This window comes from Paenibacillus sp. FSL R5-0887, from assembly GCF_038002305.1.
Classification (GTDB): Bacteria; Bacillota; Bacilli; order Paenibacillales; family Paenibacillaceae; genus Paenibacillus_AQ; species Paenibacillus_AQ odorifer.
Genome location: NZ_JBBOCE010000001.1, coordinates 2,686,089 through 2,700,314, shown reverse-complemented (window position 1 = coordinate 2,700,314; position 14,226 = coordinate 2,686,089). Strand labels below are relative to the sequence as shown.

The following is a 14,226-nucleotide window of genomic DNA, read 5'->3' as shown; positions in this document are numbered from 1 at the left end:
TATAGTAGCTCAGGGACATCCCTTTTGCGTATTCATTTTTCAATCTAAGGCAGATTACAAATTCCATTAGTTGCATAAAAAAGCAATCAAGAACAAATAGTATGGGCAGGAGGTGTTGATTATGGAACCCTTGAACTCTACTATTTTGGACGATAATCTTAAAGAGCTTCAAGAAAGACTTGGCCATAGCCCTGATATTGTTATTCGTAGAATTAAATCCACCACCACACAGGTTGAGGTAGCTGCTGTATATATTGAGGGGTTAATAGAAAAATTGATGGTCAATGAGTTCGTGGAGCATGCGATGTCGTTTGATAAACTAAGTGAAGAACACCCGGTGGTAAAATCCGCTGAAGATATCTTTTTGTATATGAAAGAAGTGGCGAGAGGAATCGGAGAAGAACAGACGCTTGAAGATTGGGATGTGCTTTTTGAGGCTTTATTCTCTGGAGATACCATTCTTTGGGTCAACGGGATAAGGGAAGCTATCAGAGGGAATACAAGCGGCGGTGAGGTTAGAACGGTATCGGACGCTACAACTCAAGTAGCCATTCGTGGCTCCAAGGAAGGTTTCACAGAATCTATTGGGACGAATATCTCTCTAGTGCGCAGGAAAATAAAAAGCCCTAATCTCTGGGTAGAGTCGATGAAGATAGGTGACGTCACGCAAACGAATGTATCTATTATGTATATTCATGGAATCGTCAATGATAATACCTTACAGGAGCTCAGAACTAAGCTGCAAAGCATTGATATAGACGGGATTCTGGAATCTGGATACATTGAGCAATTTTTAGAAGACACTCCCTTTTCCCCATTCCCAACATTATATAATACGGAACGTCCTGACAGTGTTGCAGGAAATCTTTTAGAAGGACGAGTTGCTATTTTTGTGGACGGGACCCCGTTTGTGCTGATTGCACCTACAACCTTTTTTATGTTTTTACATGCCGTAGAAGATTATTACCAGCGTTATGATATTACGACTTTGATCCGATTATTGAGATTTATTTGCCTTGTTATTTCGTTATTTGGCCCAGCACTCTTTATTGCGATTCTAAATTTTCATCAAGAAATGATCCCAACAGCCCTACTTATTAACTTTGCTTCGCAAAGGGAGGGGGTTCCATTTCCGGCTTTTATTGAGGCTATGCTGATGGAATTTACTTTTGAGATTATACGTGAAGCAGGAATTCGTATGCCATCCCCTATAGGTCAAACTGTATCGATCATTGGGGGCTTAGTGTTAGGACAGGCAGCCGTACAAGCCGGTATTGTCTCTCCTGCAATGGTTATTGTAGTTTCACTTACAGGAATATCCAGCTTTGCTACTCCTGCTTTTAATATGGCTCTTTCCATACGCATCTTGCGTTTCATCATTATGTTTATCGCAGCCTTTATGGGGCTTTATGGAATAACGATCTTTACTTTTATTTTGGTTGCTCATATGTGCAGCTTGAAATCGTTGGGTTTTCCATATATGTCTCCGTTTGGTCCTTTTATCGCTGAGAATCAGAAGGACGCGATCTTGCGTGTGCCCTTGAAATATATGAAAACTCGGCCGCGTCTTATTAGCCAAAAAAATAATACTCGACTTAAGGTGAATGATGGAAAGCCGGGGAGTGGCAAATGAAGGTCGGATGGATGATGCGTTCATTTATTTGTATATGCTGCTTAATGTTGCTGACAAGCTGCTGGAACAGTCGGGAGTTAAACAATTTAGGCATTGTGACCGGTATAGGTGTGGATAAAGTGCCGAATAAAGAGGAATATCATGTTACTTTTCAGATTGTGAATCCATCCTCAACAGCCACAAGTGCAGGAGCTAGCACCGGACAACCCACGGTCACTATTTATTCTTCTACGGACCGTACGATCTTTGGTGCTTTTCGCAAGACTTCAAAAAAGGCGGCAAGACAGATGTTTTTTGCACACACGCAGCTATTAGTTTTAGGCGAATCTACAGTGAAGAGCGGTATTGATGGGATTTTTGACATCTTTGAAAGGTCCCATGAGCTGCGGCTCAACACGAATGTTATTGTAGCCAGAGATACGGAAGCATCCTCTATTCTGAAACTATTGCTTCCCGTAGAAAGCCTGCCTGCAATTGGGATTATTAAAAAGAGTAAAAATACCGCTAGAATATATGGAGAAAGCCGGGATATCAATGTTTTTGAGCTAATTAATGGTATCAGTGGGGAAGGGTCAGTGGTGATATCCGGAGCCAGAATTCTTGGAGACGCTGAAGAAGGAACTAAAAAATCCGGGATGGAGCAAACTCAAGTAAAAGCACTTGTCACAATGAGCGGGCTAAGCGTATTGAAAAAAGGGGTTCTTCAGGGATGGCTGGATGGACCTCTTGCCCGGGGGGCACTGTGGGTACAGAACGAGATTAATGAAACCAGTATTAATGTAGATTCAGATGAGGCTAAAGATTCGATAGCTGTGAACATTAATTATTCAAAAACAAAAATTAAGATTGAACTCCGCAATAAAATACCCGTCATTCATGTGAATGTTGTGGAAGAGGGGACACTTAATGAGACTCAGAGTTATATTGAGCTAAGTGATAGAGAGGTAATCGTTCAATTGGAACAACAAGTGGCTCTTAAAACTAAACAGGAAATAACCCAAGCCTTACAGGCTGCTCAAACTATGAAATGCGATATTTTCAATTTTGGGAATGAACTGAAGCGCACAAATCCAAAAGCATGGGAGACTGTTAAGGACGATTGGGAGTCAGTGTTCGCGGAAGCGGAAGTCGACGTTTCTGTGGAGGCATATATTCGCAGTGTAGGAATGAGATTAGAGCCGCAATTGTTAAAGGAAAAATGACAGGGTTTAGTTGAGAAAGGTGGGAGAAGGCCACTTTATGAAAAAAGAAACCATCAGCGCGAGTCAATTATTTGCTTTGATTTTTTTGTTTGAATTGGGAACGGCCCTTGTGGTACCGATTGGACTTGAAAGTGGCCATGCTGTCTGGATTGCTATTCTGTTAGCTTTGCCCGGTGGACTTCTTTTGTATTTGATTTATGTTTATTTATACCGGCAATATCCGGGCATGATTATTAGCGGGTATACAAGAAAGATACTGGGCAATGTTATAGGCTGGCCGTTAAGCTTAACATACATTCCAATCCTTCTCTTCAATGGCTCCCGAAATCTGCATGAATCAGGTGAGTTGTTAATAGCTGCTTCTTACGACAGAACACCCGTGTTCATCATTTATGCAATGATGGTTGTTGCGGTAATTTACATCTTAAACAAGGGGATTGAGGTGTTTGCGCGGACAGCTGAGATTTATATGCTGATTATAATATTGTTGGGCTTGACCAGTTGCTTTTTGGTTATTGCCGCCGGACTTGTAAAACTAGATAACTTGTTTCCGTTACAGGCCTCGGATTGGAAGAATGCATTAAAATCAGCCTATCTGAATATATGGCTATTTCCGTTCGGGGAGATGGTATGTTTCACTACGATTTTACCTCATATCAAAAAAACCAAGGTAGCAAAAAGAACCGGAATCATCGCAATGACTTTATGCGGATTATTACTCAGTTTTACCCATGCCATCGAAATATCCGTTCTAGGAACAGAAATCTACAGTAGAGCCAATTTTCCGATGTTCACTACGATAACGTTAGTAAACCTGGCTAATTTCATTCAACGTTTGGACGCGCTTGTGCTCTTAACCTTAATCATTGGAGTATTTTTTAAAATGTCAGTATATTGCTATGCTGCAATGGTAGTCACTGCAGATCTATTCAAGGTGCAAGACAGCAGGAAGCTCGCTGTTCCCGTTGGTATTGTTGTTTTGTTCGGGGCTTTTATTAGTTCAGCGAATTATCCGATACATATGGACGAAGGAAGGATATTTCTGAAATATATTTTGCCGTATTTCTGTGCCGCTGTACCTATTCTCTTGTGTATCGTTCATTACATCCGCAGAAAATTAGGAAGCATAGGTTAGTTTATTTTATTTGATGGATTTATTGCTCCTATTTCGGATAGAGGATGTAATTGTATTAACAAAAGGTAAGGAGATAAAAACGAGCATAGTTATTGATTCCTGTATGCTTGTAGCTGCAAAGGAGTCATAGATCGTCCGCATTGAAGTGGTGAGGGTTTCTCCTGATAAAAGGTCGATGATTACTGCCATCAGCAACCCCATAAAAGCAAGCATGAAATATAGTGATAGTAATTTCATAATGATCAACTCCATTTGCTAGATTAATCTTAGGCTAAATGTATTATTACCTCTTGAGTGTTTTTGTAGTCAAAAGAAATAACAAATCCCCTACAGCTCCAACGTTGTTGGAAGCAGTAGGGGATTCTAATTTAAGCGCATTTTATTGTGTAAGCCAAGCAGCCAGCTCTTCGGTCTGGGATAACACGGCAATTGGATCATAGTACCAGGACCGTTCTTCTTTCCATACATAGAGATGGCCATTTTTGACAGCGGGTAGGCTACTCCAGATTGGATCAGCTTTGTAATCAGCTTCTGTACGGTTATTGGAAGTTAAGATAATATAATCTCCTGCGTATTTAGCGAGTGCCTCTGTAGAGATTTCCGCCCATTGCTTCTCCATAATTTCTGCGGCCACAGCTGTAGGGGGCTTGCGACCCAGCGCCTGATAGACAGGCTGTCCGCCTCGGCCAAAGTTATCGCCATAGGCCCAAATGGATTTGCCGCCGTCTTCCATGATGGAAAACGTTGCATCTGCAGGGAGTACTTTGTCTACTTTGGCTTTAGCTTCAGCTATCCGTTTGTCGTAATCTGCAAGCCAGCTTTTGGCTTCCTCTTCTTTACCAAGGAGTTCTCCGAAATAGGTTAATTCGGCATGAGCATCTTTCAGATCACCATATGGCACAACGATGGTTGGAGCAATTTTGCTTAGTGCTTCATAGCTTTCAGCTTGTCCAGAAATAATCAAATCAGGATTAAGTGCGATGATTTTTTCAGGTGACATTTTGCCGTAAGTTCCAGTGTCTGCAACTCCAGTAAGTGCCTCCTTAAAATACATATTCTCCAGTGTTAATCCGGGAGCACCAACAGGGATGGTATCTAGCGCAATCAGACTGCCCAGATATTCCTCAGCGACAATCCTTTTAGGTTGAACAGGAATTTCAATATCACCATTTATAGTAGTGACCTTTTTTAGAGCAGCTGTTTCCGTAGTTTCTGTTGGTTGACTAGTTTCGGTAGGTGCTGTAGTAGCCGATGATGTGTTGCTGGTGTTACTGCCAGTATTCCCCACAGAATTATTGGAATTCCCGCAAGCTGATACGACTAGAATTAATGCCAGCATGAGGGGAAAAAGAAGCCAATGGGATTGTTTGGTGCTATTTTTTCCTGGATTATGCAATTTGTTGTTCCTCCTATGTATATTGATTATCATTCTCAATAAGAACTTTACAAGCTTCACCGGGTATTTACTATGGACGGATATGATCTCAGCTTATGCAAATTTATGATGTCATTACCCGTAGCAATTCTTGAAGCTGTGCCTGTGAGGACAGTGGGTCAAATCCGTAGAACATATCACCTTGGTTCAGAATATATACCCGTCCGTTACGTACTGCATCTAATTGCTTCCAGGCTTTAGAATGTAGTAGGCGAGTAAAACGTTGTCTTCCCTCAGATGATGAAGGGATGCTGGTGATAATAATATGGTCAGCAGGGAACGATACGATATCCTCAATGGATGCCTCTAAGTACCCGGAATCTGTGATCCCTTTTTCAATAATTACGGAGGGGGGCTTGAAGCCAAGATCACCGTATAGAATTTGGCAACCTCTGCCGAAGCTGCTACTGAAACAGTAGGCGGATCGGGAGCTAACCTCCCACACGATAGCCGTACCTCTCTCCATTCCTATTGCATGGTTTAATAACCCGTTGGCGGTAAGACAAAGTCTGTCATAATGACTTAACCATTGTTCAGCACGCTGTCGTCGATTCACAACCTCGGCAATCAGAGCAAATTGCTCTCGCCAACTCATTTGCATAAAGGGCAGCTCAATAACCGGAGCAACAGGAGTCAGAATCTTATTGTCGGGTAGACTGTAGCCGATAATGACGTCTGGTTTTACCGCAGCTACTGAGTCATAGAGTAATGAAAATTTACCTTCGCTCATTTGAAGCTGCTTGGAAGCGGGAACTTGTTCCAAGCTATGCTGCCATTCGGAATAAACCCCGAGTTGAGGCATGATTTCCAGTACTCGCAGGCTAGCGGTGTGATTATAGTTCAAGGCAACGACCCGTTTATTCTTATTCTGGTAGGCTTTAGGTGAAACGCCAACAAGCTGCTTGAATTTTCGGCTCAAATAAGTTCCCTCTTCGTAACCAACCTCATGTGCCAAAGTAGTCAGATTGGGGGAACTGGTGAGAATTCGTTGCTGGGCTTTTCGGATTCTTAATAGTGTAATATAAGCACTGAAGGATAGACCTATTGATTTGCGAAAGGCTCGCGAAAAGTGCTCAGGGCTCACTTCAGCTAAAGCAGCCATTTGATCCCGTGTGATATCTTCATTGTAATGAGCTTCTATATACTCCGTCACTTGCTCCATCCAACTGCTTGATCTTTCTTTACGGGATGTCAGTTCACTATGAAGCTCCACTAGGAACTGGGTGAATAGCTGCTGGACCCTAAACGGCTTTTGCTTATCAGCGTCTATCCAAGCACTGTAAAGCTCACCTGCCAAGGCTGTCAAACGTGTAGAGGCATGGTGGACAGGGGAGTTGTCATTTATAAAAATGTCCTCATCTTTACTCTGGGGTATACAGGAATACTCCATCCATATCCCCTTTAACTGTAATTCAGGTTCCATCTTCAATAAAGAAGAACTACTAAGGGCTATTAAGCTTCCGGCCATGACCTTGTGTAGCTTACCGTCTATTTCAAGAAAACCTTTCCCATCCCAGATCATCATAAGGCTGGAATTAGTAGAAGAAATGTTTGAGGCTGTGTAGTTGGTTATTCCCGATAAGCTGATGACCCGAAGGGGCATATAAAAAGGATGGGATGAATAAGGCATCCCGTCGGATTGGATCTGCATGTAGTAATCCCCTTCTTTTCATTGATAATCATTCTCATTTATAGTATAACAGTCTTTCTTACTATTGACTATAATGATGCTTATGATAGTGTTTAAAATAATCCACGAACGGAATAGGGTTAGCTGATAAGAAGGGGTTGAAGTCATCCATGACGACCTGGAATTTACAAGGAACTGTAAGTCACTTATTAATATGTACCGGTAGCAGCTGCAAGAAACACAAAGGTGAAGAGGTAGCTGAAGCGATAGAAGATGAGATTGAGAAGCAGGGCGCACAAAGTCTTATACATACGACTGTGACCCGTTGTAATGGAAGATGTTCAGATGCTTGTGTGGTGATCGCTTATCCCGAAGGTGTGTGGTACAAAGAGATTACACCTAAGCTGGCGAAATCATTAGTGCGGAAACATTTGCAGGGGGAGAAGCTTGAAGATCACGTGTTATACACCTATGATGGACAATTGATTGCTTCAAATGAAAAGGACGCTAAAGGGAAAAAGAAAAAATAGCAAGGCTTGGGAGTACCTTTTAGTTGCGGTTCTAACCCTGTACAGAGGAATATCTCGTGCAGGGTTATTTATTTATAAACAGGGGAGGATTATGATTGAATCGGATCATGACCAGACTCGTAATAGGACTGTGTGCTTAATTAAGGACATCAAATTTGACTTGCAGGGCTAACGTTGACTATGCTATTAAAAAGTGAATGAAATAACACAGTATATATGATGGTTTATAGGGGAGAGGGTACGATGGAGAGGCTGCAGGTGTGGCCAGAGAAGTTCAAAAAATTTTTTCTGAATAATAAATTTGTAGTAGTGCTGCTCATTATGCTGCTGGTTGGAATTAATATTCTGGTATTCTCCAAAATACCGTTTATTTTTAAGCCGATATCAGTATTGCTGCACACCGTGGCCGCACCATTATTACTGGCAGGTATAGCTTATTATTTGCTGAATCCGTTGGTAGATCGGATGGAGAAAAGATCCCGAATAAAACGTGTATATGCAATAATCATCCTATATTTGTTGATTGCTGGTATCATCACGCTGGTTTTGTTTATGGTCATTCCAATTATACGGACTCAGCTATCAGGATTGATCGACAATTTTCCAAGGTATAGTGAATTAATTCAAGAACGGTTTATGGATCTGACCGGAACGGAGTTCTTTGGGCAAGTTCAAGACAGTATCGGAACGAACCTTAGTGAGATAACATCTAAGATAACAGCGTGGGGCAGTTCTTTTCTGAATAATGCCTTGACGGGTGTTGGCAGCTTTGTAGGAGCCCTTACAGAGATTGTCTTGGCGGTTGTAACGACGCCATTTATTTTGTTCTACTTGCTTCGCGATGGGAAAAAATTGCCGGATTATATTCTGAAGTTTGTACCTACTTCTCTGCAGCCGCAGACTCGTATGGTCATGTCGGAGATGAACAGTCAGGTATCCTCTTACATACGCGGGCAAATTATTGTCAGCTGCTGTATTGGTCTGCTGCTCTATATTGGCTATTTAATCATTGGTTTGGAGTACTCTCTCGTTCTGGCTATTGCTGCTGCTTGTACAGCAGTTGTTCCTTATCTGGGCCCGGCAATCGCGATTACACCTGCCCTAATTGTGGCGATGGTCACTTCTCCATTTATGCTGCTGAAGATGATTATCGTGTGGACGGCTGTTCAGCTGATTGAAGGAAAATTCATCTCACCACAGATCATGGGCAAGACGTTGAAGATTCATCCGATAACCATTATTTTTGTAATTATATTCGCAGGTAAAATGTTTGGGATTCTGGGGATTATCCTTGCAGTTCCGGGTTATGCGGTACTTAAGGTGGTATTTACACATCTTTTTGAATGGTTCCGGTTTCGATCCGGCTTATATAAACAGATTGAAGAGAATAAGGAATAATGTGAAAGGGTGAAATGTAATGGGAGGACCAATAGCAGTAACCTCTTACGGTAAGCTTCAAGGAATACAGGAGGGGGACGTGAACATTTGGCGCGGGATCCCTTTTGCAGCCCCACCTGTTGGAGAACTTCGGTTTCGTGCACCACAGCCACCAGAGGCCTGGGATGGGATTAGAGATGCTTCTGAATTTGGTCCAGTTAGTCATCAGCCAGCGGATACGAGAGGTACTCGGTTCGGTGGCAAGACGCCGCTTCATTCCGAGGATTGTCTGTATTTAAATATTTGGGCGCCAGCAGTTCATGATGAGCCCCTGCCTGTTATGTTCTGGATTCACGGGGGGACGTTTGTGACCGGGGCTGGAAGTCAGCCGCAGTTTGACGGCACAAGCTTCGCTGAGCGAGGCAAAGTAATTTTAGTGACCATTAACTATCGGCTGGGTCCATTTGGATTCATGAATTTGTTTCCATTTGGCCATGGGCTTGCTTCTAATCAAGGATTATTGGATCAAATTGCTGCGCTGGAATGGGTAAAACTGAATATTGCTGCTTTTGGCGGGGACCCGCAGCGGGTAACTGTATTCGGAGAGTCAGCAGGGAGTATGAGTATCGCAGCCCTTTTGGCTATGCCAGCAGCGAAGGGGTTGTTCGCTGGCGCGATTATGCAAAGTGGGGCTGCTCAGACGCTGCCTAACGAGCAAGGAAAGTACATTGCAGCTGCACTGCTAGCTGAATTAGGGATTGCCCCAGATGGAGATGCCAGTCTTCTGCAAACATTTTCTTCTGAACAAATTATCGATGCAGCCGCAAGAATGACTAAAAAGTTAACGGGTGGCTCAATTGGCATGTTATTTCAGCCTGTCATTGATGGGGATATACTTCCTGTAGAACCTGCACAGGCTGTGGCAGAAGGATCGGCACATGGTATTCCGCTATTGATCGGAACCAATCGTGATGAGGGCAACTTGTTCTTCAGAGAAGAATCACCTGAGGCAGACTTTGACGAATCACTCAAGGCGCTGGAGCAGATGATGGGTACTGGGAGTCTGAAGGAAATTGCTAACCATTATTCTTCCACCTGGGAGGGACAAGCTGAAATTCTAACGGATCTTTACTTCTGGACAACCTCGGTGTCTCTGGCGGAAAACCAATTGAATTATGCACCAGTCTGGATGTACCGTTTTGACGGCACGATCCCAGGTCATCCTTTGTTAAATAAAGCTGTGCATAGTGCAGAAATCGTTTATGCCTTTAATAATCTATCTCATCTAACCCATCTTAGGGCAGAAATTAATCCAACGATGCAGAAGTTGGCTGAAGTTATGCATGACGCTTGGATTGCTTTCGCTCATCAAGGAAATCCGGCTACAGCAGAGAGGGTATGGCCGAAATACAATCTGGAGGAACGGGCTACCTTGATCTTTGATGAAGATACGCATGTAGCTTATGATCCTGAGTCAGTGAAACGCAAAAGAATTGTCACTATGCTGGCTTAAGAAGATTGAGAGGCTGAATAAAGATGCAGGTAGAAGGTTTTAACCATGTGACCGTAAATGTCAGTAATTTAGCAAATTCCCTGAATTTCTACACAGGAATTCTGGGCCTTCAGCTAGTTCATAGAGGTAAAACTGATGCTTATCTGGAATGGGGAAGTGCCTGGATATGTCTTCTTGAAAAGCCTGATTATATGTCGATTGCAAATAATGTGGTTGGGGTAGACCATATTGCTTTTAGTATTGCAGAGGAACATTTTGAGGAAGCCGTCCAAGGATTGCTAACCCAGAATGTGCCCATAATTAGAGGACCAATCAAACGGGGAATAGGCTGGACGGTCAATTTTCTAGATCCAGATGGTATACAGCTAGAGCTGCATACCTCGAATCTGCGGGAACGAATGAGTGTTTGGAACACTGCTACTGAATAAAAGATGGGTGTCCTATCAGCCTAAACGGCTAATGGGACACCCATTTTTTTAACGACCTAAATATTCTTTGATTCCTAAAACTACTGCTTCGGCTATTTTATTTTGGATGTCCGGGGTAAACAGCAATGCTTCATCCTTGGTATTGCTTAAGTAACCACATTCTAATAATATTGCTGGCATTTTGGTTTCTCTTGTTACATGATAGTTAGCTTGACGAACCCCTCGGTCCTGCAGTCCTGTAGCAACTGCGAGGTATTTGTGAACGGTTTGAGCGAATAATAAGCTATCATTGCGTGTGTAATAGGTCTCTGTGCCACTAGGGTTACTTTTACTGCCCGCCGGAATACTATTGGCATGAACAGAGATAAATAGATCGGCTTTTACATTGTTGGCGAGGTTAGATCTGTCCTGTAGAGTTGGGTATGTATCGCCACTGCGCGTGAGTATAACCTCGATATTTGGTTCTTTCTTTAGTAATTCTGCAATTTTCAGTGCTGTCGGTAAGGTGAAATCTTTCTCTTTAAGCTTGTTAACACTTGAACTCCCTGGATCTTTCCCACCATGTCCTGCATCGATGACGATTATCTTCTTGTCTGTGTTGCCGGTAGAAGGTGGAGGAGTTATAACCGGTACTTCTGGTAAGGTGGTTTCAGGAAGCGTAACGCTAGTCCCATTAAGATCCACAATAATAAGTCCATCATTAGCATTTATCAGACTGTAGCTATTAGCGCTGTTTAGATCAATTACGATCCGAATGGTAGATGGGGAACTGCTGAATAATGAATAGCGAACGGCAGAGACATTAGGATAGTCAGTAACCGTTAACTGTCCGCTTTGGTTCTTTCCTACGGACAGATTCTGATGGAAGTCGGTTCCAAAGCCAGTATTCGGTAAATCCACGACAATTCGGTCTTTGTCTGTCATAGTGAACACGGTAGGTTTTATACTGCCGTTCACTGCAATAACCAGCTGGTTATCGATGAAGCTTAGATTGGTGACTGTAGCTACTGAGCTATTCCCTTCATTTGCTGTATTCCCGTTTGATCCGTTGTCTGAAGGTGCTGTTGGAGTGGGTTGTGGAACCGTAATTTCCGGATCGCTTCCCCCAATCTCAGGTACTGGAGAGGTTAAATATACGGTTTTGGTTACATTGTCCCAACCGACAGTAGTTCCTGTCTGTTCCCCAACAAATCTTAAAGGAACAAGGGTTGTGCTGCCACTGAGAAACGGAGGATTGTCCAGTTTGACTTGTTTCCCTGAAGCTTCTGCCATCGTATTATCCACGATCAGCTTTAAAGTAGTTCCCTTTTGCTCAATGATCGCCGTCTTGGTCACATTATCCCATTTCACGGTATAACCAAGCTGTTCCGCAACAACACGAAGAGGAACCATTACACTGCCATTTACAATTTGTACCTGTGCCTCTTTTGAAATCTTAAGATCGTTGCCGTCTAGGTTGATGTGTGTTTCCGCAGAGCCGGCATAACCAGTTCCTGGATGAACCAGCACCAACAAAAGCAGCAGTAACGCCAAAAAACCAAACTTTTTCATCTGCAATCCCTACCATCCCCGTTTATTGGTCTCTAGCAATTCTTACTTTTTCTTCCTTTGATGCCGTTTAAGGCTCGTATAAAGTATAAACGACAATAGTTTCCAAAAGTTGCGCTCTACAACAGATAAAAAGGAAAATTTTCGGTATAAAAATAGAAAAAGAGCCTTCCCAAACATTTGGGATAGCTCTCATTTGCTAGAGAGATTTTATTTTAACGATGTATAACCTGTTTTCTCTACCAATTTCTGACCTTGAGCAGATTGAATCCAATCCAGAAAGGGCTGAATATTAGGGTTGTCGCTTCCCGCGGTCACTGCATAAAATACTGTTGCCAAAGGGTACTGTCCACTACGAATACTTTCCTTGTCTGGTTGGATACCATCGATGGCCAGCAGGGCTATTTCCCCGTTTCGATTCATTTCTGAGGCGTAAAATAAGAAGCTGTAGCCCAGTGCATTTTTATAGTTACGATAGCTGGAGGTTTGTTGAATGATACCGCTCATAATATCCGCTACGTCTTCTTGAGGCGGCTTCATGAGTGGAGTGTCCTTCATAAACTTTTGCAACATCGTCTGGCTTCCGCTATCTTCAGGCCGTTGAAAAGCACGGATTCGGTTATTAGCTCCGCCTACATCTTTCCAATTTGTGACCTTGCCTGCGTAAATATCTTTAAGTTGAGCGGTGGACAGTCCGGTTACGTCGTTTCGTTTGTTTACAAAAAATACGAAGGCCTCGCGGCCGATCGGCGTAAGCTTCAGTTCGACACCTTTTCTTTTAGCTTCTTTTTGTTGTGCAATTGACGGAGCCGCTACAAATATAATATCGGTTTCTCCTTCAATTAATCTCTTGTAAGCTTCAGGCGTGCTGCTGCAAATTACTTGACTTGTTTGAAAATCATACGGATTATAATAACCCTCAGGATAAGTAGATTGAACGAAAGCTGAATACAGTGGATAAAGTGCGGTTGCGCCGTCCAATCTTGGGAGATCGCTATCGATATGATAGGAAGAAGGTTCGTCCAGATTCACTGCTTTGGTCTTCTCAGCAAAGGGTTCATACTGTAGCAGATTAACCTCCCGATCATCGACCATGGCAATTCTGTTGACGTACGCTTGCTTGATTTCATATCCTGCGGTCGCGAGCAGACTAAGTCCGAGGATAGATAACAATACAATATTGCTTGTTCTTCGGGACAATACATTAAATATGATGAGTACAACATAGATGGCTAATACGATCGCTAAGATCGCCACAAGTGGGGTATAAAACAGCAGTCCTCCGTAAAGCGCAGTAATTATAGCACCTATGAATCCTAAAAAAGCTATTCCTCCAACGGCAAAAATGGAGAACAATAATTTCGTCCAGAATGCTTCTTTCATAACAACCTCCTCGACATGATTACTAAACTATGGAAAAATCAGCATAATTTCATTATACAGAAGTTTTTTGGATGAAGCAGTAGAACAATTACGAACAAACATGTAATAAAATGCTGCGAAACATGAAAGTAATGTGTACATTTTCATAAAGTACTGGACGAATGGCAAGAAGAGGTTTATTCTGAGATTGTGAAAAAAACAACGGAATACAAGATTCTCGGGGTAGGGTGAAATTCCCGACCGGCGGTAATGTTCAAAGCGAACTGAGCCCGCGACTCACTTGTTCTGCTTGCAGAGAAGTGACTGATCTGGTGTAAATCCAGAGCCGACGGTAAAGTCCGGATGGGAGAGGATCATAAGATAAAGACGCTAGGAGTCTATCCTTGTACGTCTTTATTGATAATGCCCCCGA

12 protein-coding genes and 1 riboswitch are annotated in these 14,226 nt (G+C 42.7%); of the genes, 7 read left to right on the top strand and 5 right to left on the bottom strand.

All coding sequences use genetic code 11. The features are described 5' to 3' along the window. Positions 1-121 precede the first annotated feature (121 nt). The 3 genes from MKY14_RS12210 to MKY14_RS12200 are packed head-to-tail and all read left to right on the top strand — an operon-like array spanning position 122 to position 3,970. Positions 122-1,633 carry a spore germination protein gene (locus MKY14_RS12210; RefSeq protein WP_340976527.1) on the top strand — a complete coding sequence of 504 codons (1,512 nt, stop codon included), beginning with the start codon at positions 122-124 and terminating at the stop codon, positions 1,631-1,633. Beyond that, positions 1,630-2,835, top strand: a complete 1,206-nt coding sequence (locus MKY14_RS12205; RefSeq protein ID WP_339168922.1) for a Ger(x)C family spore germination protein — start codon at positions 1,630-1,632, stop codon at positions 2,833-2,835. Before MKY14_RS12210 ends, MKY14_RS12205 begins: the two co-directional genes overlap by 4 nt. Before the next feature lie 37 nt (positions 2,836-2,872). Beyond that, positions 2,873-3,970 (top strand): GerAB/ArcD/ProY family transporter, encoded by a 1,098-nt coding sequence (locus tag MKY14_RS12200; RefSeq protein ID WP_076281415.1) that lies wholly within the window; start codon positions 2,873-2,875, stop codon positions 3,968-3,970. Between the two features lie 6 nt (positions 3,971-3,976). Here the strand turns inward: MKY14_RS12200 and MKY14_RS12195 are convergent, their stop codons facing one another. From MKY14_RS12195 to MKY14_RS12185, 3 genes are all read right to left on the bottom strand, one after another. Then, positions 3,977-4,207, bottom strand: a complete 231-nt coding sequence (locus MKY14_RS12195; protein ID WP_076220622.1) for a hypothetical protein — start codon at positions 4,205-4,207, stop codon at positions 3,977-3,979. A 142-nt stretch (positions 4,208-4,349) separates the two neighbouring features. Next, positions 4,350-5,309, bottom strand: coding sequence for an ABC transporter substrate-binding protein (locus MKY14_RS12190; protein ID WP_445254057.1), 960 nt, complete (start codon positions 5,307-5,309; stop codon positions 4,350-4,352). Between the two features lie 160 nt (positions 5,310-5,469). Beyond that, positions 5,470-7,056, bottom strand: coding sequence for an AraC family transcriptional regulator (locus MKY14_RS12185; RefSeq protein ID WP_339168915.1), 1,587 nt, complete (start codon positions 7,054-7,056; stop codon positions 5,470-5,472). A 149-nt stretch (positions 7,057-7,205) separates the two neighbouring features. Here MKY14_RS12185 and MKY14_RS12180 point away from each other — a divergent pair, with 149 nt between their 5' ends. The 4 genes from MKY14_RS12180 to MKY14_RS12165 all read left to right on the top strand — a co-directional run bounded on the left by MKY14_RS12180 (position 7,206) and on the right by MKY14_RS12165 (position 10,883). Continuing rightward, positions 7,206-7,565 (top strand): (2Fe-2S) ferredoxin domain-containing protein, encoded by a 360-nt coding sequence (locus MKY14_RS12180; RefSeq protein WP_340010768.1) that lies wholly within the window; start codon positions 7,206-7,208, stop codon positions 7,563-7,565. A gap of 243 nt (positions 7,566-7,808) precedes the next feature. Next, positions 7,809-8,963, top strand: coding sequence for an AI-2E family transporter (locus tag MKY14_RS12175; RefSeq protein ID WP_076127413.1), 1,155 nt, complete (start codon positions 7,809-7,811; stop codon positions 8,961-8,963). A 19-nt stretch (positions 8,964-8,982) separates the two neighbouring features. Then, on the top strand, positions 8,983-10,455 hold the full coding sequence (locus MKY14_RS12170; protein ID WP_340976524.1) for a carboxylesterase/lipase family protein: 1,473 nt from the start codon (positions 8,983-8,985) through the stop codon (positions 10,453-10,455). A 23-nt stretch (positions 10,456-10,478) separates the two neighbouring features. Next, positions 10,479-10,883, top strand: a complete 405-nt coding sequence (locus MKY14_RS12165; protein ID WP_076127416.1) for a VOC family protein — start codon at positions 10,479-10,481, stop codon at positions 10,881-10,883. Between the two features lie 48 nt (positions 10,884-10,931). On the opposite strand, the gene MKY14_RS12160 is transcribed toward MKY14_RS12165, so the two are convergent. Beyond that, positions 10,932-12,434 carry an N-acetylmuramoyl-L-alanine amidase family protein gene (locus tag MKY14_RS12160; RefSeq protein ID WP_076192328.1) on the bottom strand — a complete coding sequence of 501 codons (1,503 nt, stop codon included), beginning with the start codon at positions 12,432-12,434 and terminating at the stop codon, positions 10,932-10,934. Positions 12,435-12,641: 207 nt separating this feature from the next. Then, positions 12,642-13,814: a PstS family phosphate ABC transporter substrate-binding protein gene (locus MKY14_RS12155; RefSeq protein WP_076278361.1), complete on the bottom strand. Its 1,173-nt coding sequence runs from the start codon at positions 13,812-13,814 to the stop codon at positions 12,642-12,644. A 209-nt stretch (positions 13,815-14,023) separates the two neighbouring features. Further along, positions 14,024-14,172: riboswitch (FMN riboswitch) on the top strand. The last annotated feature ends 54 nt before the right edge of the window (positions 14,173-14,226 follow it).

Coding starts and splice junctions, on each gene's coding strand:
- MKY14_RS12160 (WP_076192328.1), bottom strand. CDS start 12,434: ATGAAAAAGTTTGGTTTTTTGGCGTTACTGCTGCTTTTGTTGGTGCTG.
- MKY14_RS12165 (WP_076127416.1), top strand. CDS start 10,479: ATGCAGGTAGAAGGTTTTAACCATGTGACCGTAAATGTCAGTAATTTA.
- MKY14_RS12175 (WP_076127413.1), top strand. CDS start 7,809: ATGGAGAGGCTGCAGGTGTGGCCAGAGAAGTTCAAAAAATTTTTTCTG.
- MKY14_RS12210 (WP_340976527.1), top strand. CDS start 122: ATGGAACCCTTGAACTCTACTATTTTGGACGATAATCTTAAAGAGCTT.
- MKY14_RS12190 (WP_445254057.1), bottom strand. CDS start 5,309: ATGCTGGCATTAATTCTAGTCGTATCAGCTTGCGGGAATTCCAATAAT.
- MKY14_RS12205 (WP_339168922.1), top strand. CDS start 1,630: ATGAAGGTCGGATGGATGATGCGTTCATTTATTTGTATATGCTGCTTA.
- MKY14_RS12185 (WP_339168915.1), bottom strand. CDS start 7,056: ATGCAGATCCAATCCGACGGGATGCCTTATTCATCCCATCCTTTTTAT.
- MKY14_RS12200 (WP_076281415.1), top strand. CDS start 2,873: ATGAAAAAAGAAACCATCAGCGCGAGTCAATTATTTGCTTTGATTTTT.
- MKY14_RS12195 (WP_076220622.1), bottom strand. CDS start 4,207: ATGAAATTACTATCACTATATTTCATGCTTGCTTTTATGGGGTTGCTG.
- MKY14_RS12155 (WP_076278361.1), bottom strand. CDS start 13,814: ATGAAAGAAGCATTCTGGACGAAATTATTGTTCTCCATTTTTGCCGTT.
- MKY14_RS12180 (WP_340010768.1), top strand. CDS start 7,206: ATGACGACCTGGAATTTACAAGGAACTGTAAGTCACTTATTAATATGT.
- MKY14_RS12170 (WP_340976524.1), top strand. CDS start 8,983: ATGGGAGGACCAATAGCAGTAACCTCTTACGGTAAGCTTCAAGGAATA.